Annotated in this window: 16 protein-coding genes; 3 read left to right on the plus strand and 13 right to left on the minus strand. The window is 60.9% G+C overall.

All coding sequences use genetic code 11. From position 1 onward, the window contains the following. Positions 1-3: 3 nt before the first annotated feature. From JHW44_RS18980 to JHW44_RS19020, 9 genes are all read right to left on the minus strand, one after another. Complete coding sequence (locus JHW44_RS18980; protein ID WP_089344073.1) at positions 4-1014, minus strand: nucleotidyltransferase family protein; 1011 nt, start codon at positions 1012-1014, stop codon at positions 4-6. Positions 1015-1085: 71 nt separating this feature from the next. Beyond that, positions 1086-1745 carry a class II aldolase/adducin family protein gene (locus JHW44_RS18985; protein ID WP_089344074.1) on the minus strand — a complete coding sequence of 220 codons (660 nt, stop codon included), beginning with the start codon at positions 1743-1745 and terminating at the stop codon, positions 1086-1088. Between the two features lie 9 nt (positions 1746-1754). Beyond that, entirely contained in the window at positions 1755-2795 is a 1041-nt protein-coding gene (locus JHW44_RS18990; RefSeq protein ID WP_089344075.1) for a 2-hydroxyacid dehydrogenase, read from the minus strand. Next, positions 2792-4351, minus strand: a complete 1560-nt coding sequence (locus tag JHW44_RS18995; RefSeq protein ID WP_089344076.1) for an FGGY-family carbohydrate kinase — start codon at positions 4349-4351, stop codon at positions 2792-2794. The genes JHW44_RS18990 and JHW44_RS18995 overlap by 4 nt, the downstream gene beginning before the upstream one ends. A gap of 174 nt (positions 4352-4525) precedes the next feature. Beyond that, positions 4526-6793: an arylsulfatase gene (locus JHW44_RS19000; protein ID WP_089344077.1), complete on the minus strand. Its 2268-nt coding sequence runs from the start codon at positions 6791-6793 to the stop codon at positions 4526-4528. Positions 6794-6819: 26 nt separating this feature from the next. Next, positions 6820-7827, minus strand: a complete 1008-nt coding sequence (locus tag JHW44_RS19005; protein WP_179217691.1) for an ABC transporter substrate-binding protein — start codon at positions 7825-7827, stop codon at positions 6820-6822. A 34-nt stretch (positions 7828-7861) separates the two neighbouring features. Beyond that, positions 7862-8659 carry an ABC transporter ATP-binding protein gene (locus tag JHW44_RS19010; protein WP_089344079.1) on the minus strand — a complete coding sequence of 266 codons (798 nt, stop codon included), beginning with the start codon at positions 8657-8659 and terminating at the stop codon, positions 7862-7864. Positions 8660-8670: 11 nt separating this feature from the next. Continuing rightward, entirely contained in the window at positions 8671-9495 is an 825-nt protein-coding gene (locus JHW44_RS19015) for an ABC transporter permease (RefSeq protein ID WP_179217692.1), read from the minus strand. Between the two features lie 4 nt (positions 9496-9499). Then, a complete protein-coding gene (locus tag JHW44_RS19020) occupies positions 9500-10285 on the minus strand; it encodes an ABC transporter permease (RefSeq protein ID WP_179217693.1) in 786 nt (261 codons plus the stop codon). Positions 10286-10600: 315 nt separating this feature from the next. Here JHW44_RS19020 and JHW44_RS19025 point away from each other — a divergent pair, with 315 nt between their 5' ends. Then, positions 10601-11644: a LacI family DNA-binding transcriptional regulator gene (locus JHW44_RS19025; protein ID WP_089344082.1), complete on the plus strand. Its 1044-nt coding sequence runs from the start codon at positions 10601-10603 to the stop codon at positions 11642-11644. Here the strand turns inward: JHW44_RS19025 and uxuA are convergent. From uxuA to JHW44_RS19045, 4 genes are read right to left on the minus strand one after another with little or no spacing between them, the layout of a single operon-like run. After that, a complete protein-coding gene (uxuA, locus tag JHW44_RS19030) occupies positions 11641-12804 on the minus strand; it encodes a mannonate dehydratase (RefSeq protein ID WP_089344083.1) in 1164 nt (387 codons plus the stop codon). The two genes, JHW44_RS19025 and uxuA, sit on opposite strands and share 4 nt — an antisense overlap. An 18-nt stretch (positions 12805-12822) precedes the next feature. Then, on the minus strand, positions 12823-13569 hold the full coding sequence (locus tag JHW44_RS19035) for an FCD domain-containing protein (protein ID WP_089344084.1): 747 nt from the start codon (positions 13567-13569) through the stop codon (positions 12823-12825). Continuing rightward, positions 13566-15362: a glycoside hydrolase family 2 protein gene (locus JHW44_RS19040; RefSeq protein ID WP_089344085.1), complete on the minus strand. Its 1797-nt coding sequence runs from the start codon at positions 15360-15362 to the stop codon at positions 13566-13568. Before JHW44_RS19040 ends, JHW44_RS19035 begins: the two co-directional genes overlap by 4 nt. 15 nt (positions 15363-15377) lie before the next feature. After that, the gene (locus JHW44_RS19045; RefSeq protein WP_089344086.1) at positions 15378-16358 is read right to left on the minus strand and encodes a TRAP transporter substrate-binding protein; all 981 of its coding nucleotides are present in this window, start codon (positions 16356-16358) and stop codon (positions 15378-15380) included. Positions 16359-16595: 237 nt separating this feature from the next. On the opposite strand from JHW44_RS19045, the gene JHW44_RS19050 reads away from it, so the two are divergent. Together JHW44_RS19050 and JHW44_RS19055 are read left to right on the plus strand one after the other, a co-directional pair. Beyond that, positions 16596-17114 carry a TRAP transporter small permease gene (locus tag JHW44_RS19050; protein ID WP_089344087.1) on the plus strand — a complete coding sequence of 173 codons (519 nt, stop codon included), beginning with the start codon at positions 16596-16598 and terminating at the stop codon, positions 17112-17114. After that, positions 17111-18412, plus strand: coding sequence for a TRAP transporter large permease (locus tag JHW44_RS19055; protein WP_089344088.1), 1302 nt, complete (start codon positions 17111-17113; stop codon positions 18410-18412). The genes JHW44_RS19050 and JHW44_RS19055 overlap by 4 nt, the downstream gene beginning before the upstream one ends.

The following is an 18412-nucleotide window of genomic DNA, read 5'->3' on the forward strand; positions in this document are numbered from 1 at the left end:
CCGTCAGAGTGATTGCAGCGCCCGGGCGCTGTCGGGCATGCGGCCAAGGCTTTCATCCATCTGTGCACGCCAACGCGGGCCACGCGCGCGGGCATCTTCATAGGCCTCCAGCAGATCATCGGGCCGGTCCTGCGCCAGCGCCTTGATCAGGAATGCCGCCTGGGCACGATCCTTGTGGGATTTCAGCCGGTCCTCATCGCGCCGCCGCGCGGCGACGATCAGCTTGTGGATCGCATAGCGCTCCGGGCGCGGGATCTGCACCAGAACTCCGCTGCGATAGGGAATGGCCGCCTGTATCGGTTCCGCGATCAGATAGTTCAGGTGATGCAGGGCCTGCGCCTGAACACCCAGCGCGGGCAGATCGCGCAGACCCTCATGCTGAAAGGCCGGTGTCAGAAATTCGACCAGGGCCGTTCCCGATGTCTGACGCCAGCGCCATGTCCGCCCCGGCTCCAGACTGGGGGCAGGCGCAAAGGCGAAATCCGACAGAACCTGCTGAACCGGTGGTGCGGCCACATCCTCCAGCACAAGAGACAGCCGTTCAAAGCTGGCGATGTCCAGATCATCGGTCTGCGCCGCCTGCGTCAGATCATAACGCAGGTTCAGCTCGCCCTCATACAACCGGAAGGCATGAGTGCCCACCACCGTTCCGCCCAGTCGAAACACGCCCGCCCCGGCCAGCGCGGCCATCAGGCTGCCGGTCGTCGGATCAAGACCCAGATATCCCTCGGCGCGCAACAACCGCACCAGCCGCGCCCGCGCCCGGCGCCTGTCGCGCGCGGGTTCGCGCATTTCGCGATGACGAGCCAGCCGCTCTGCCAGTTCGGGACTGTCCTCGCCAATGTAATGTTTGCGGACCTGATTGCCGAGGCGAAAGCTGTCATACCAATAGACCCGCCCGTTGCGTTCGACCCGGGTCGGGGTGCCGCGCAGCTCGCTGACGGCTTCATCCTTCAGCGCATGCAGCAGATCATGATAGGCCGCATGCGCCAATGCGCTGTGTCGTGATGCCATGTTCAACAGTCCTTACAACTGTTGAATACAGCGATGTTCAACAAAAGAAAAGTTTGTTGAACATCGTGGGATCACTCTGCCGCCTTCAGCCCGTAGTCCGAGAATTTCGCCAGAGCCTCGTCAATCTCTGCCTCGCTCAGCATCACGGGTTCGCCAATGGTCAGCGACAGGCAGTATTGCCTTGCGATGGCCTCCAGTTCGACGGCGCGCCACATGGCCTTTTCCAGACTTTCGCCCAGTGCGATCATGCCGTGATTGGCCATCAGGCATGCCGTCCGGTCCTGCAGCGCCTCCAGCGCAAGCGTGGAAAGTTCCGCCGTGCCGAATGTCGCATATCCCGAACAGCGCACATCCATCCCCCCGAAAGAGGCGATCATGTAATGTACCGGCGGGATCGGTCTGCGCGCGATCGCCAGCGTGGTGCAATAGGTCGGATGGGCATGGACGACCGCGGACATGTCCGGGCGCGCCCGAAGGATATCATAGTGAAAGCGCCATTCGGTCGAGGGTTTAAGCGGTCCCGACCACGCGCCATATTCCCCGTCCAAGGGCATTTCGGCGATCATTTCGGGTGTCATGTCCTCATAGGGGGTCGCCGAGGGCGTGATCAGCACCTTGTCGCCGCAGCGGACCGAGATATTCCCCGATGTCCCCTGATTGATGCCAAGGCTGTTCATGTTCTGACAAGCGGTCACAATCGCCTGGCGCAGCTGCATTTCGCTTTGTTGCATGGGTATTCCTCAGCTCGGGTTCACAGGGGGTTCGCCGTCCAGCCAGCGGCGGATTTCTTCGGCAGCCTTGCCCGCCGCAACCCGGACAGTGCGCAATGAGGCCCCGGCAATATGCGGGGTCAGGGTGACATTGGGCAATGTCAGCAGCGGAGAATCCTCCGGCACCGGCTCGAAGGCAAAGGTTTCCAGCATGGCACCGCGCAGATGCCCGCTTTGCAGGGCCTCGACCACGGCATCGTAATCCATCAGCGGACCGCGTGCCGTATTGATGACATAGGCGCCCTTCTTCATCTTGGCGAAGGCTTCGGCATTCATCATGCCGGTGGTTTCCTCGGTCACGCGTGGATGCAGCGACACCACATCCGATTGCGCCAGCAATGTATCCAGCGACACTTGCTCGACCCCGTCCTTCAGATCATCGACCGACAGTTGCACATAGGGGTCCGAGACCAGAATTCGGCAGCCAAAGGCCCGCAGAATGCTGACCACCCGGGAACCGATATGGCCATAGCCGATCACGCCCACGGTCATGTCGCAAAGCTCGTCCCCGATCACATCGGCGCGATACAGATCGGTGCGGTAATTTCCGGCCTTCATGGCCTCATGCCCGCGGCTGAGATTGCGGATCTCGGCGATCATGGCCCCAATCGTGAATTCGGCCACCGCGCTGGCATTGCGCCCCGGCGTATTGACGACGGTGATACCGCGTTCCCGCGCGGCGGCGATATCGACATTGACCGGCCCCCCACGGGCAACTGCAATCAGCCTGAGCTGAGGCATCCGGTCCATCATTGCCGCCGAGACCGGCGCGTGATGCGTCACCAGCACGGGGGCGTCACCGATATGCTCGATGACCACCTCGGGATCGCCCTGGTATTCTCGCAGCCCTTCGATGCGGGGTTCGGTATAGCCCTGTTCGATCGGCTCATCCGGCCAGCCGAAGTCCAGCTTGCGGCATTGCACACGGTCGCCGCATGCTTCGAGAATGGCCTTCTCGAAAATATCGGACAACATGAACTGATCGCCGATGATTGCTATGTCCTTGGTCATTTCCTGCCCTCGCGCATATGTGCCTGTGTCTGCCAAACGGGTCGCATGGCAAGGCGTGTTTCCTGAAAAATGTCAAAAAGCCGGTCATAGGTCTGCACCAGCGCCGGATCGGGCTGCACGACATCGCGCAACAACGGCGTGACCCATGCCGCGGCAGCCGCACCGATATCGTCGAAAAGCCCGACCCTTACGGCGGCGGTCATTGCAGCCCCTGCAGCGCCTGCCTCGTCCTGCGCGACATTGCGCACGGGCCGGTTCAGCACCGAGGCAAGGATCGTCTTGACCGCCGTCGAGCGCGCCGCGCCGCCAGTGATGCGGATCTCGCGCGGGATGCCGCCCATGGCCTGATAACAATCGCGCCCCGCAAGGGCGAGCCCGTCATAGACCGCCCGCATCATGTCGAACCATCCGGTGGTGGCATCCAGCCCGCTGAAGCTGGCCCGCGCCGCAGGGTCCAGAAACGGCCCGCGTTCGCCGCCCGGCAGGATATAGGGGTGATACATCGCCCGACCCGGTGTTGCCGCCATGACCTTCTCATCCAGCCCCGCCAGGATCTGCGCCGGACTGCGCGCCACCCCTTCGGCGGCCAGCATCTCGCAGGCGATACGGGTCATCCAGTCGATATTGACCGTAGCCCCCATATTGGTCTGGAACTGTGCAAATGCCTGCCCGGGAAAACCCACCGTATAGCCGGTGCGGGCCTCGTTCAGCACCACGGTTGCGGCATTTTCGACAAAGCGCATATGGACTCCGGTCGAGCCCATGATGGTCAGCCCCGGTTGCAGTTCTGCATCATACAACCCGGCGGCCATGGCCGAACACATGATGTCGATCGCGCCCAGGCAAACCGGCAAGCCCGCCGGCAGGCCGGTGCGTGCCGCCGCCTGCGTGGACAGGCCGTGATCCTGACACGCACCATCCACGATCGGCGGCAGCAATCTGCGCAACCCCGACAACCCGCAGGCCTCGATCACCTCATTGGAATAGTCACGCTGCCGCATGTCACCGAAATTCAGCACCGCTTCGCTGGGATCAGTCGCGATTTCTCCGGTCAGGCAGAAATACAGCCAGTCCTTGCAATGCAGCGCCGCAGCCGAGCGGGCCAGAAGATCGGGCGCATGGCTTTGCATCCACAACAACTGCGACCGCATCTGACAGGGGTTCACACCCGTGCCTGTGCTGTCATAGATCAGCGGATAGCTGGCGCTGTCGGTCAGGGCCAATGCCTGGGCTGCCGCCCGCGCATCGACCCAAAGCATCGCATCATGGGCCGGGGCACCATCGTGATCCACCAGCCAGGTGCCGTCGCCCTGACCGGTCACGCCAATCGCCACCGCGCGACGCGCAAGGTCGGGGATCTGATCATTCAGCTCGCTCAGCACCGCTGCCGCGTCATCCCAGGTGCGGGCCATATCCTGCTCTGCCGCGCCCGAAGGCAGGCTGCGATAGCTGTTCTTCCGGCTGGATGCGGCGATCTGGTTGCCATTGGGATCGAAAGCGACTGCCTTGATGACCGAAGTCCCCGCGTCCAGACCGATGATGATTGCATCTGTCATGACGCCCCCCTTTTGAAGGCCATGGCCGAGGTTGCAGTGATTTGCAAAGTCTTCAACGCATCATATTGTTTTATGGCAATGTTTGCCAGGCATTGGACAGCACCGCCAAACGGTATTGGAGCTTTGCGGACTGCAGATGCGCGACCCCGCGCATCTGCATTTTTCGCGCCGGGATCAGTCCTGACTTTCATAGTCATGCGGTCCGGCGATGTCATTGCCAAGGGTGATGCGCACGTGATCGATCTCTCCCTCGAAGGCGAAGCCCCCACGATCCGCATAGGCCGGGCTGACCGGTGAGCCATCGTCCTTGCCCAGGCTCAGACCTTCCCATTCCATGAAATAGCGGTAGGTCTTGGGAATGCTGACGGTGCTGACCTCTTGCCCGTTCAGGGACAGATGGCCGATGCCTTCGCAGATGCCGGTCTTCTCGAAACGATACAGGACATCAATCCAGTCGCCACCTTCGGGAACCGGCGCAGCGGCGCGGAACATCTCTTCATAGAAGTTATAGTCGTGCACGATCTTGCCGTCCTGCACATAGAGACTGTAGCCGCCACATAATCCGCCACAGGCCAGAATGACCCCTTCCGATCCCTGTGGAATGCGCACCCGCGCCTGGATCTGGTAAGAGCGATCCATGATGAAGGGTGCCGCACCGCCCGGAATGGGCGACATGCCCGGATAGAAGACATATTCCTGCTGGATACGCGGGGAATCCGTACGCGGTCTGGCCATGGCCCGGCGCTCGGCAAAGCCCCGGTCGTCCAGCGGCAGAATGTCATAGCGTCCTGCCTCGGCCCACCACATCTCGATCATCTTGCGCAGGCGCTCTGGCTCCTTGTCCGCAAGATCATGCTGTTCTGCGAAGTCCTCGGCGACATTATACAGTTCCCACTGGTCGTCGTCGTAATCGGAATAGCGCTTGTGATAGGCCACCGCCTTCCAGCCGTCATGCCAGATCGCCCGATGGCCGAACATTTCAAAGACCTGCGTGCGCTTGTGCGTGGGCTGATCCTTGTCATTGAAGGAATAGAGCATGCTCGTGCCATGGATGTTCATCTGCGGAACACCGCGGATCATGCTGGGGGCCTCGGTGCCGATGGCCTCCAGAATGGTGGGCACGATATCCATCACATGATGAAACTGGTTGCGCACACCGCCCTTTTCGCCAATTCCCCTGGGCCAGGACACGATCATCGGATCCTGAACACCGCCGGCATGGGTGTTCTGCTTGTAGCGGCGCAACGGGGTGTTTTCGACCTGCGCCCAACCGATCGGATAGTTGTTCTTGGCGCGCATGGTGCCGATATTGTCGATCCGTTCGAGGTTGAAGTCGAAATTCTCGGCATCCATGTTTTCGTAAAAGGTCGTGCTGGTCGAGCCGTGGGTCTGACCTTCCTGGCTGGCACCATTGTCCGACAGCAGGAAGATCATCGTGTTGTCTTTCTTCCCCAGCTTTTCCAGATGCGCCAGAAGTCGCCCGATTTCCTTGTCAGTATGGTCGAGGAAAGCCGCGTAAGCCTCTTCAAACTTGCAATAAAGTCGCTTCTGATCATCCGACAGGCTATCCCAGGCTTCGACCCCGTCGTTGCGCGGCACAAGGCCGGTGCCTTCGGGAACGATGCCCATCTCGATCTGGCGGGCAAGACGCTGTTCGCGGATCTTGTCCCAGCCTTCGTCGAAGCGGCCCTTGTATTTGTCCAGAAATTCCTGCGGCGCCTGATGCGGCGAATGCATCGCGCCGGGGGCGAAATACATGAAAAAGGGTTTCTTCGGCGCAAGCGACACGTGGTCGGTCAGGAACTGGCAGGCATTGTCGACCAGATCCGCGTTCAGCGTATAGCCCTCTTCGGGGGTGCAGGGCGGCGATACATGCTGGTTGTCGCGCACCAATGCAGGCCGGAACTGATCGGACAGGGCTTCGAGGAAGCCGTAGTATTTCGAGAAGCCGCGCCCCAGGGGCCATTGATCGAACGGCCCGACCGCCGAGGTCTGATCGACCGGTGCCAGATGCCATTTGCCGACCGCATAGCTGTTGTAGCCATGGGACGCCAGCATTTCGGCAAGGGTTCCGGCATTGGGCCGGATGGCGCCGCGCTTGCTGGGAAAGCCGCTGTCGGCATTGGCGATGATCGACATGCCGACAGCGTGGTGGTCGCGCCCGGTCAGAAGCGAGGCACGCGTCGGAGAACACAGGGCGGTGGTATGAAAGTTGTTGTACCGCAATCCGCCCTGCGCCAGAGCATCGATGTTCGAGGTATCGATTTCGCTGCCGAAACATCCAAGGCTGCCAAAGCCCATGTCGTCAAACAGTATCACCAGAACGTTCGGGCTGTCTTCGTCGGGCGTTTCGGGTTCGGGCCACCAAGGGGTCGAATCCTTGTAGGTCCGCCCGACATATCCCCTGAAGAGCTCGTGTGTGTTGTTTTGAGTGATACTCATGGTTCAATGACCTCCGTTACGGATAGTTATTCTTGTCTCAGGGCTTTGGCGGCCTGCAGGATGGGCAGCGCGCTGTCCCTCATTGCGGGCAGATCCGGCACTTCGTCATAGGCGCCGGCCGCAACCAGAACCTCGGCGCTGGCGATCAGCGTATCGATGGTCGCGCCGCTTTCCATGTCGGCAATCGCTTCGTCCAGGGTCTGGAAATCGCGCAGGCCAAAGGCATAGGCTGCGGTTTCCGGAGTGCCTTCGATCCCGGCATCCTTGAAGAATTCCAGCGCCAGTTCTACGGTTTCCTGGGGGTGTTCGCGGGTGTATTCATTGCCGCGATAGACGGCCTCGACAAAACGCGCGGCGGCATCGGGATCATCGCCCCAGAAACGGCTGGTGACGATCAGCGGCACGATGATCGAGGTGCCCGCCACCTGCCCGTCGCAGACGACCGTGTAGTTTTCCTTGTCCATGACAATGTCGAAATCGGCCGAAGCGGCGGTGGTCCCCGCGCCGATTTCGCCATTCAGCAGGGATTGCCGCGTCACCGGAGGATCAAGCGGCACGATCTCCAGTTCACCCTGGGCCACGCCGAAATGATCGGCGCAGGCGTATAGCAACTGGCTCCAGGTCGAATTGGGCACGGTGCCGATGCGGGTGTTGCGCAGCGCATCAGCCGGTGTCCCATCACCCAGCACATCATTGCGCATGATCAGCTTGATGTTGCGATCTTCCTTCAGCATCGTGCCGACCGAGATCAGCTTGAACTTGTCCCAGCCCGAGATCGCGGGCGGGCCGCCCGTCCATCCAGCCTGCCAGTCCCCCGACACGCCCGATGCAAGGGCCGCGCCGCCATTGGGGAAATAGGTGATCTCGACCTCAAGATCGTTATCGGCGAAATAGCCCAGATGATCAGCCAGCCACAGCGGGAAGCCGGTTTCATTCGGCTGGCTGTTCAGATTCAGTTGCACCGGCTGCGCCCAGACGGCACCCGCCATCAGGGCACAGCTTGCCGTTGCCAGAATCATGTTCTTGATTTTCATTGATCTTTCCTCCCTATGAAAACAGTTCTGCCCGCTACTGGGCGATGATTTCTTCACGAACCAGCGCCCAGATCTCGCGCCGCGCGGCAATGAAATCGGGATGTTCGGCGGCAACCTCGATATCGCCGCGCTTCCACACGACATCGCGGGGCAGCGAGATCTCTTTCTTGATGCGGCCCGGCCGACGGCTCATGACGATCACGCGGTCACCCAGATAGACCGCCTCTTCGACGGAATGGGTGATGAACAGCACCGTATAGTGATGTTCGCGGTGCAGACGCTGCACCTCTTCCTGCAGAATTGTGCGGGTCTGCGCATCCAGTGCACCGAAGGGTTCATCCATCAGCAGGATTTCGGGCTGCATCACCAATGAACGGGCAATCGCCACGCGCTGCTGCATGCCGCCGGACAATTCACTGGGATAGGCGTCGCGGAACTGTTCAAGCTTCATGATCTGCAGCTGCTCGACCAGTCGGCGCTCTTGCTCGGCGGCAGACACGCCACACATCTGCAATCCGAACTTGATGTTCTGCGCCACGGTTTCCGAAGGGAACAAGGCGAATTTCTGGAACACGACGCTGCGCTGCGGCCCCGGAGGTCCGGCGGGCTTGCCGTCAACCAGGATTTCGCCATCGGTCGGCTTTTCCAGTCCGGCCCCGACCGTCATCAGCGTGGATTTTCCGCAGCCTGACGGCCCGACCACGCAGATGAATTCGCCTTTCTGAACACTGAGCGAACAATCATCGACCGCACAGACCCCCGTGTCTTTGGGGCCAAACCACTTGGTGATATTGCGCAGTTCAAGCTTGGGAGTGGATTGTTGATTTTGCATGATTTTTCCTATTATCCGTCGCGCTGCGCACGTGGTTTGCGCCAGGGAAGAAGCAGGGTCTCCGAGCGTTGCAGAAGGCCGTCGATCAGAACGCCAAGGGTGCCGATCGCGATGATCCCGACAAAGATGGTCGAAACCGAGTCATTGTTCTGACCCTGCGAGATCAGGAACCCCAGGCCGACCTTGCCGACGACCAGCTCGGCGCCGACCAGCGCCATCCAGCCATTGCTGATGGCGATGCGCAGGCCGGTGAATATGGCAGGTGCGGCGACCGGCACGACGACACGGCGCAGCATGGCCCCCTGCCCGGCACCCAGCACTTTCGCGGCCCGCACAAGGATCGGGTCAACCTGCTGCACACCGAGTTGCGCGTTGATGACGCAGGCCGGAAAGGCCGCGATGAAGACCACCATCGCCTGTGTCGCGGTCGAAGCGCCGAACCACAGGATGGCGATCGGAACCCAGGCAAAGGGCGGAATGTAGCGCAGCACCTCGAAGATCGGGTTGAATACGGCGCGGAAGGCCGGCACCCATGCAAACAGGATGCCCACCGGCACACCCAGCAGGATCGCGGCCCCGACGCCCAATGCCCAACGATACAGAGAGGCACCGACATGTCCGATCAGGGTCGATCCACTGAATGGCTCGACAACCAGGTTGAGGAACCGCCCGATGACCTCAACCGGCGAAGGCAATGTCCGCGCATCGACCAGGTCGAGAACGCTGGTCGACAGCACCCATAGCGCCAAAAGGGTCAGCAGCGAGGCCGCACCGTAAAGGAATGGCAGGCGCGGGCTTTCGGACAGGCCTAGCTTGTTCAGGAAATTGATACGCATGGCTCTATCCTCCGTTCCGGTCATTCTTGACCCATGGGGCAAAGACCCGCGCCGCCAGCCCCATCAGCGCCGAAAGCATGACGCCCAGCAGGCCGATCAGCAGCATCGCGACGACCAGCACATCCGTGTCCAGCATCCGCGAGGCATTCAGCGCGACATATCCAAGCCCCGCAGTTGCAGCCAGAAGCTCGGCCGCGACCAGCGTTGTCCAGGCATTGCCAAGCGCGATCCGCGCACCGGCCAGCAAGGTCGGAATGGCCGAGCGAATGACGATCCGGGTCAATATCTTGCGGTCGCTGGCTCCCAGCGTGCGTCCTGCGTCGATCAGCAGCTTGTCGACCGAATGCACGGCATGCATCGAGTTCATCACCCAGGGCACCAGCGCGGCGATGAAAACCACGAAGATCCGCGCCGCATCGCCAATACCGATCCACAGCAGCGTCAGGGGAATCCATGCCAGCGGCGGCACCGGACGGATCAGCTGAAAGACCGGAAAGACGATCCATTTCAACCGCGTCCACCACGCCATTGCGATGCCGAGTGGAACTCCGATCACGCCGCCCAGAATCCAGCCTGCCAGCACGATGGACAGAGAGCTGAAGATATGCCCCATCAGCGTGCTGCCGATATAGGGCCGCGACCAGAACATGATCAGCCGGTCCAGCACATCTGCAGGTGATGGAAAGAACAGCTCGGGCACCGGCCCTCCGTCCCGCGTCAACCAGGCCCAGATGGCCAGCCAGAGCAAAGTCGCCCCGCCGCCAATCAATGCCACTCTATTGGATGTCAAACCGTCCCCTCCCTGTCGCGACTGACGCTCGCAGGTCATGCCGTGCGTCTTGCCGAGGGACGGTAACGAATTAAACGTTTAACTGTCAATCAACCTTTCTGGATAAATCTGAACGATGAATGCGCTGTTCAATTTTAATCGTTTATTTACAAACTACTAACTTTAGAAAAAATTCTAGAGCCACTTAGAAATCCGGCAATCGGAAGAGATGACTCACCGCGATTTCGAGAAGAATTTTCTTGAATTCCACCCTCATTTTGTTAAACGTTATACGCAACCATTTACGGCTGAGGGGCCTTGCCGAAGGCGAAACAGATGAAGAACAAGACAGCCATGCCAGGGCGGCCGCGCCGCGCCTCGATCAAGGATGTTGCAGAACGCGCAGGCGTCTCGACAGCTACCGTCTCGCATGTCTTCTCGGGCAAGAAACACGTCAATGAGGCCCTTGAGACCCGCGTGCGGGCCGCCGCGAAAGAGCTGGGCTATTCGGTTGATCGCGTCGCGTCGCGGCTGAGGTCGGGCAAGGCCAAGGTCATCGCTGTCATGGTCCCCGATCTTGAGGATCTGTTCCTCAGCCGTTTCGTGTCACGGATCGAAGCACAGGCCGAGGATTCCGGCTTCGAGGTCATCCTGTCCTGTTCGCGCAACGACCCCGAGCTTGAACGCACAAGGTTGCAGGCCATGCTGGCATGGCGCCCCACCGGGCTGATATTTGTGCCCTGCCGTGATCAACTGCCAATGGACATCCTGCGCAATCACCCCGATCTTCCGATCATTGGCGCGGACCGCGTCAATCCCAGCCTGACCCCTTTCGACACGGTGACCGTGGACAATTACGGTTCGGGCTGGACGGTGACGGACAATCTGATCACCAAGGGCGCGACATCCATCCTGATGGTCACCTCGGTGACCGGGATCGCGACAATTCGCGAACGGATCCGTGGCGCACAGGAACGTGTCAGCCGCGAAACCGGCGTCACTTTGCAGGTGCTGGAAATCGGCTCCGACCCGACGACCGGCGCCGCGCGCCTGGGCGAATGGCTGGGAGAGAAGGGGCTGCCTGATGCAGTGGTCTGCCTGACAAATGTCATGACGCTGGCCGCCCTGGCAAGCTTTGCCCATATCGGGATCGAGGCCCCCGAGGACCTGATGCTGATCGGCTATCACGATTCACTGTGGATGACCGCGCGCAGGGTCCCGATCACCACGGTCTCGCTGCCCATTGACGATGTAGCCCGGGCCGTGTGGCAGCAGCTGGAAAGCCGCGTTTCGGGCGATGACTCGCCCTGTCGCAACACCGTTCTGTCAACCAGCCTGATCGAACGGGATACGACAAGGGCGCGCGCGATCGGCCGCTAGAGGTGGCGCTTCACCGCATGGATGACCCCGCGAACTTCGGCCAGCCCGCGCAATCGACCGATTGCCGGATAGCCCGGCGCGCCGCCCGGACGGTGGTGGTCATCCAGCAGCTTGTGCCCGTGGTCGGGGCGAAATGGCAGGGTGATGCCTCGGGCTTTCTGAATCTCCAGTGCCGCGCGGACGATCTCGACCATATCCACATCGCCGTCCAGATGGTCGGCCTCGTGAAATGACAGCCCGTCCGCCTCGCGGCGCGTCGCCCGCAGATGCAGGAAATGCACCCGTTCGCCATGCGCGCGCAGCATCGCCGGAAGATCGTTGTCTGCCCGCACCCCGTAAGAGCCGGTGCAGAAGGTGAACCCGTTGCTGTGGCTATCCGAAATACCTGCGATGAACTGCATGTCATTCGCCGTCGACACCACGCGCGGCAGACCGAACAGGGGCCGGGGCGGATCATCGGGGTGGATTGCCAGCACGATGCCCGCCTCTTCCGCGGCGGGCAGCACATGGCGCAGGAAGGCCGCGAGGTTCTGACGAAGCTGCGCGGCATCAATGCTGTCATAGCGCGCCAGATGGGTGCGGAACTGATCCAGTGTATAGCTTTCCTCGGCCCCCGGCAGACCGGCCAGAATCGTGTCGGTCAGCGCCTGCCGATCGGCATCCGACATCGCTTTGGATCGCGCATCGATCTGGGCAACAATCTCGGCCGGGTGATCATTTATCGCATCCTTGCGCCCAAGGATCTCGATATCGAAAAGCGCGAAATCCACGGCATCAAAACGCAGGCAATGCGCCCCGTTGGGCAGCGGATAGGACAGATTCGTGCGCGTCCAGTCCAGCACCGGCATGAAGTTGTAACAGACCGTGCGGATTCCGCAGGCCCCCAGATTGCGCAACGATTGCGCCCATGCGTCCGCATAGCGCTGCCATCCCGGCGCGCCGGTCTTGATGTCCTCATGCACCGGGATGCTTTCGACCACATCCCAGTCCAGACCGGCGGCCTCGATCATCCGCTTGAGCGCCTGAATCTCATCGACCGGCCAAACCGTGCCATTGGGCAGATGATGCAGGGCCGAGACAATTCCCTCGGCCCCCGCCTGGCGAACCTGCGAAAGGGTGATCGCGTCATTGGGCCCAAACCAGCGCCATGTCTGCTTCACATCATGCTCCTGTCTAACTTAAAATGCCTGCGCGCTGCGGGCGTTGGAAAACAGATGGCCGTCGAAATCCGGATCGTCGGAATCGGACAGTTGCATCAGCGTATCCCGGACGTGCTCCAGGTGGTCGCGCATCGCCTGACGCGCCCGCTGACCATCGCGCGCGCGCAGGGCATCCAGAATCGCCTGGTGATCGTCCAGCCAGCGGTTGCGATAGGTGTCGTCGAAGATCCGGCTGTGCAACTGCGCCCACATTCGGCTGCGATTGCGCAGATCCCACAGATCGCTGACCATCTTGACCAGCACGCCATTCTGCGTGGCCTCGGCAATCAACAGGTGAAAGCGTTGATCGCTTTGGTAATCGTCGCGGCCTTCGGTGATGCTGTGGCGCTCATCCTCCAGCGTATCGCGCATCGCGATGATGTCGGACTTGGTAACCGTTGCCGCCGCCAGTCCAGCCACCGCGCTTTCCAGGACCATACGCGCCTCAAGCAGTTCGAAGGGGCCGATATCATCCTCGACCGGTTCCGAAACGATGGCCGCGGCATCCTCTTGCAGATAGACGCCCGAGCCCTGACGCACCTGAACCAGCCCTTCGACCTCCAGCATGATGATCGCATCGCGCACAAGACTGCGCCCGACGCCAAGGCGCAATGCGATCTGGCGCTCGGTCAGAATGCGGTCGCCCGGCTGCAGCCCCTCGGCCCGGATCAACTCGCGCAGTTCGGCGGCGACGTCCTGATAGCGGCGTTGATGAGCATCGGTCATGACCCTGTTTCCTTGGCTTCCTTGGCGCGTTCGGCGTAAAATGCGGCCAGAATGTCGAATGCCGCCTTGCGCGTCGTCTTGTCTGCGGCGATCAGTCCCTTGCGGTTCCAGCCACGCTGGTAAATGCCCTGCCGACGCTCGGTCCTGAAATCATAGAGGATCCATGGCGACATGCCCTTGACGTAATCCAACCCGGCCAATGTGGCGGTCTGCTTGCGATAGATTTCGGCCTGATATGCCTCGGAGAACAGCCCCTCGGCAGGGCCCTCCGGACTGATATCGGCATCGGCTCCTGTTTCGGAGATCACCACCGGCCTGTCCGGGCTGGAGTTCTTGCCGATCCGCCCAAGATCATCGAAATCTTCGTCATACCAGCCATAATATTCATTGATTCCAATGATATCCAGATGCTCGGTCAGGCGGTCCTCGATCCGCAGGGTCTGGTGATTGACCAGACATGCCGCCGCGATCAGCCGGGTCGGGTCCATGGCGCGGGCATGGGCAGCGAGGCCGGACATGAAATCAAGCCGCGCGTCGGTATCGGCATTTTCGTTGCCTATCGACCAGATCACCACCGAGGCCCGGTTGCGGTCGCGCCTGATCAGTTCGGCCAGTTGGTTTTCGGCATCGGCTCGCGTTGCAGGATTGGGGAAGTCGATGGCCCAATAGACCGGAATTTCTGCCCAGATCAGGATGCCACGTTCGTCAGCCAGTTGTGCTGCGCGTTCGTGATGCGGATAATGCGCCAGACGCATGAAGTTGCAGTTGAGATCACGCGCATGGTCGAACCGGCGGATCAGATCCTCTTCCGTCGTGACCTTGCCCAGATCGCGATCATCCTCATGCACCGCGATACCGCGCAGCCAGATCGGGCTGCCGTTCAGCAGAATTTCGGTCCCGCGCCGCTGGATCTGGCGAAAGCCGACACGGTCGCGCACCTGATCGGCACCGGCCGTCAGGGTCACATCGTAAAGATGGGGGTCTTCAGGTGACCACAGGCGCGGAGATGCCGCAATCTCGATCTCTCCGACGCCATCGGTCAGGGGGATTTCGACCTCGGCCAGACCTTCAATCTGCAACCGGGCGCTGTCCGCGCCCTCGATCTCGACCCGCGCGGTGATCCGATCATAGGAATCGGGCGCAAGAGACAGTACAAGATCCCGGATCACCGTCCGCGGTGTGCGATACAGCGACACTTCGCGGTAGACACCGCCATAGTTGAACCAGTCGGTGTTCTGCATGGGCACGCGATCGGCCTGCCGGCGATTGTCCACGAACAGCATCAGCCAGTTGCGACCCGGCCGGACATGATCGGTCAGTTCCACGAAGAAAGGCGTCGATGCGCCAAGATGATTGCCAAGATAGGTTCCGTTCAGGAACACCTTGCAGTCATAGCTTGCCGCCCCGACACGCAGGAACAGGCGTCCGTCAGGATCAGGTTCCAGATCCAGCGGGCGCGTGTACCATGACCCACCTTCAAAGAAATACCACTTGTCCTGCAGCATCTGCCAGTTCGAGGGCACCGGCACGACCTCTCCCATGAAGGGATCGTAATCCCATGGCTCACTACGCTCGGACGGGGGCTGTGGCTGCATCGCGAACCATTTCTGACGCAGTCCCGTATCCAGCAGATCGACGCAGAAATTCCACTCTCCGTCCAGCGATTGCGCCACGCGACCGCCGGTGAAGATCATCCCGCGATGGGTCAGGTTGCGCGCATCATAGGCGCGCGCGTAGCCCTCGTCGTGAAGGGCCGCCAAGGCATTTTCAGCAAGCTCGGAACGTTCCAGCATGACGGCCCCTTCCGTTTATTGCGCCGCAGCGCGGATTTGATCGATCAATTCGGCCAGCTCGGGATTGCCTTCGGTGGCCTCGTCGTACATCGGCTGAACGGCCTCGATGAAGGGCGTCTTGTCCACCTGATGGATCTCGACACCCATCTCGCTTTGCGCTTCGGCAATCGCTGCGTCCGAGGCTTTCTTCCATTCGGCACTGTGGAAGGTCATCGAGTTGCGGGCCGCGGTCGAAAGCGCGGTCTTTTCCTCTTCGGTCAGGCCATCCCAGGCGCAGTTCGAAATGAACACGACCGAGGGAATCATCGTGTGCTCGTCCAGCGAGAAATGCTTGGATACTTCGCCATGACGCGCGGTGGTCAATGCGGTGGGATTGTTTTCGGCGCCATCCACGACGCCCTGTTGCAGCGCGGAATACAGCTCTCCCCAGCCGATCGGGGTGGGATTGGCACCCAGCAGTTCGACCATCCGCACTGCCGAGGGGCTGGGCTGGACGCGGATTTTCATGCCTTGCAGGTCTGCGGGGCTGAGAATCGGCTTGTTGGTATAAAAAGATCTTGCGCCTTCAGTATAATAGGCCAGACCACGAATGCCGGATTCAGCAGCCTTGTCCAGGATGGACTGGCCAATCTCGCCGGTGATGATCTTGTTGAAATGCTTCTCGCTCTGGAACATGTAGGGCAGGTTGAAGGCGGCATAGACCGGGGCAAAGGCCTCCAGCTCCGACGTATTCGATTTCGCCATGTCCAACGAGCAGTTCTGGACCTGTTCGGTCGATTCGCGCTGCGAACCCAGCTGACCGTTGGGGTAGATGCGGATCTTCAGCGCGCCATCCGTTGCCGCTTCGACCTCATCGGCCATTTTCTGCATCGAGATATGGACCGGGTGATCCTTGGGATTGTTGTGGTTGAGACGCAGTGTTTTCGCGTCAGCCGATGCGGCCATTGCCAGCATGGACAGCGCGGTGGTGGCGGCCAGCGTTTTTGCCGTGGTCATGAAGTTCCTCCCAGAAGATTCGCGACGAGAACCCGTCGGTCTGATGTAAAGCCGGTTGCAGAATAAATTCCGGGGTAATTTGGGCCACCAATTTTCCTCGGTGTCAACCAATTTTGCAAAATTGGTTGACCACTTCTTGCAACCCCTGCATTCTGCGCCCGACTCGCAGGGGTGATCGCGCCCCGCTTCGGGAGGAAGGATTGCCATGCCACATGAAATGATCGCAGGGGCACACCCATGAGACGTATCGCCGACGCCATGCTGCGTTTCGGAATCATCGCAGTGTTCCTGGTCTTGCTGATCTGCGTGACGTGGCAGGTTGTCAGCCGCTACCTGCTGGGCACACCATCAACCATCACCGACGAACTGGCACGGTTCCTGTTCATGTGGCTGGCCCTGGTCGGCGGCGCCTATACCTATGGCCAGGGCCGCCATCTGGCCATCGATCTGCTGCCCCAGAGCCTGTCCGGGCGCAAACGCCTGATGATCGAGACCCTGATCACCCTGCTGATCGGGCTCTTTGCCGCGCTGATCATGGTCTGGGGCGGCGGTCAACTGATGCAGCGCACCCTGGCATCGGGTCAGATTTCCCCGGCCCTGCAATTGCCCATGGGCTGGGTCTATGGCGCCATTCCGCTGTCGGGGCTGATCATCATGGCCTATGCGGCCGGAAATCTGGCGCAGATCCGGCGCGGAAACTCGATTCTCGGCCAGCCCGAAGAAGTGCCACTTGAACATAAGGAAGCCGGGCTATGAACTGGGCCGCTGTCGTTCTGTTTTCCTCTTTCGCGACGCTGATGGTCATTGGCGTCCCGATTGCATTTTCCATCGGCATCGCGGCTGCGCTGACATTTCTGCTGTTCATGACCTTTGACCAGACGATCTTCATCGTCGCACAGCAGATGGCATCCGGACTGGACAGTTTTACGCTTTTGGCGATTCCCTTCTTCATCCTTGCCGGGAACATCATGAACCGCGGCGGCATCGCCCTGCGGCTGATCGAATTCGCCAAGGTCCTGGGTGGCCGCCTGCCCGGCGCGCTGGCGCATTGCAATGTGATTGCCAACATGATGTTCGGCTCGATCTCGGGGTCAGCCGTGGCCTCGGCGGCGGCGGTCGGCGGTGTCATGGCACCGCTGCAGCGCAAGGAAGGCTATGACCCGGCCTATTCCGCCGCCGTCAACATCGCCTCCAGCCCGACCGGCCTGCTGATCCCGCCTTCGACGACATTGATCGTCTATTCGCTGATCACCGGTGGCACGTCCATCTCGGCACTGTTCGTGGCGGGCTATCTGCCCGGTGCCCTGCTGGGTCTGTCGCTGATGCTGGTTGCCGGCGTCATTGCCAAGCGGCGCGGCTATCCCGTGTCCCAGCGCCCCAGCTGGGCGGAAGTCCGGCATCGCACGCTGGATGCGATTCTGCCGCTGGGTCTGGTTCTGGTCATCATGGGGGGGATCATTGGCGGCGTATTCACCGCCACCGAGGCCTCGGCAGCCGCTGTCGTCTATTCGCTGGTTCTGGCGCTGTTCTGGTATCGCGAAATCGGGCTGAAGGACCTGCCCTCGATCCTGCTGGAAAGCGCCGTCACGACCACCATCGTGCTGTTCATGATCGGCACATCCATCGCCATGTCGCGCGCCATGGCCTATGGCGACATCCCCTTCGCACTGTCGGATTATCTGCTGATGCTGTCGGACAACCCGCTGGTGATCCTGCTGGTCATCAATCTGGCGCTGCTGGTCGTGGGCACCTTCATGGACATGACGCCCGCGCTGCTGATCTTCACCCCGATCTTCCTGCCGGTGGTGAGCGATCTGGGCATGGACCCGGTGCATTTCGGGATCATGATGACCTTCAACCTGTCGATCGGCATCTGCACGCCGCCGGTGGGATCGGCGCTGTTCATCGGCTGTTCGGTCGGCCAGGTCCCCATCGCCCGGGTGATCCGCCCGCTGCTGCCCTTTTACGCCGTCATGATCGGCCTGCTGCTCTTGGTGACCTTCGTGCCCGAGATCAGCCTGATCCTTCCGCAATGGCTTCTGAACTACGGTTGA

It is taken from the genome of Paracoccus seriniphilus, from assembly GCF_028553745.1.
Taxonomy (GTDB): domain Bacteria; phylum Pseudomonadota; class Alphaproteobacteria; order Rhodobacterales; family Rhodobacteraceae; genus Paracoccus; species Paracoccus seriniphilus.

Bases quoted from the DNA above. Each gene is read 5' to 3' on its own strand.
- JHW44_RS18980 (WP_089344073.1), bottom strand. From the start codon at position 1,014: ATGGCATCACGACACAGCGCATTGGCGCATGCGGCCTATCATGATCTG.
- JHW44_RS18985 (WP_089344074.1), bottom strand. From the start codon at position 1,745: ATGCAACAAAGCGAAATGCAGCTGCGCCAGGCGATTGTGACCGCTTGT.
- JHW44_RS18990 (WP_089344075.1), bottom strand. From the start codon at position 2,795: ATGACCAAGGACATAGCAATCATCGGCGATCAGTTCATGTTGTCCGAT.
- JHW44_RS18995 (WP_089344076.1), bottom strand. From the start codon at position 4,351: ATGACAGATGCAATCATCATCGGTCTGGACGCGGGGACTTCGGTCATC.
- JHW44_RS19000 (WP_089344077.1), bottom strand. From the start codon at position 6,793: ATGAGTATCACTCAAAACAACACACACGAGCTCTTCAGGGGATATGTC.
- JHW44_RS19005 (WP_179217691.1), bottom strand. From the start codon at position 7,827: ATGAAAATCAAGAACATGATTCTGGCAACGGCAAGCTGTGCCCTGATG.
- JHW44_RS19010 (WP_089344079.1), bottom strand. From the start codon at position 8,659: ATGCAAAATCAACAATCCACTCCCAAGCTTGAACTGCGCAATATCACC.
- JHW44_RS19015 (WP_179217692.1), bottom strand. From the start codon at position 9,495: ATGCGTATCAATTTCCTGAACAAGCTAGGCCTGTCCGAAAGCCCGCGC.
- JHW44_RS19025 (WP_089344082.1), top strand. From the start codon at position 10,601: ATGAAGAACAAGACAGCCATGCCAGGGCGGCCGCGCCGCGCCTCGATC.
- JHW44_RS19035 (WP_089344084.1), bottom strand. From the start codon at position 13,569: ATGACCGATGCTCATCAACGCCGCTATCAGGACGTCGCCGCCGAACTG.
- JHW44_RS19040 (WP_089344085.1), bottom strand. From the start codon at position 15,362: ATGCTGGAACGTTCCGAGCTTGCTGAAAATGCCTTGGCGGCCCTTCAC.
- JHW44_RS19045 (WP_089344086.1), bottom strand. From the start codon at position 16,358: ATGACCACGGCAAAAACGCTGGCCGCCACCACCGCGCTGTCCATGCTG.
- JHW44_RS19050 (WP_089344087.1), top strand. From the start codon at position 16,596: ATGAGACGTATCGCCGACGCCATGCTGCGTTTCGGAATCATCGCAGTG.
- JHW44_RS19055 (WP_089344088.1), top strand. From the start codon at position 17,111: ATGAACTGGGCCGCTGTCGTTCTGTTTTCCTCTTTCGCGACGCTGATG.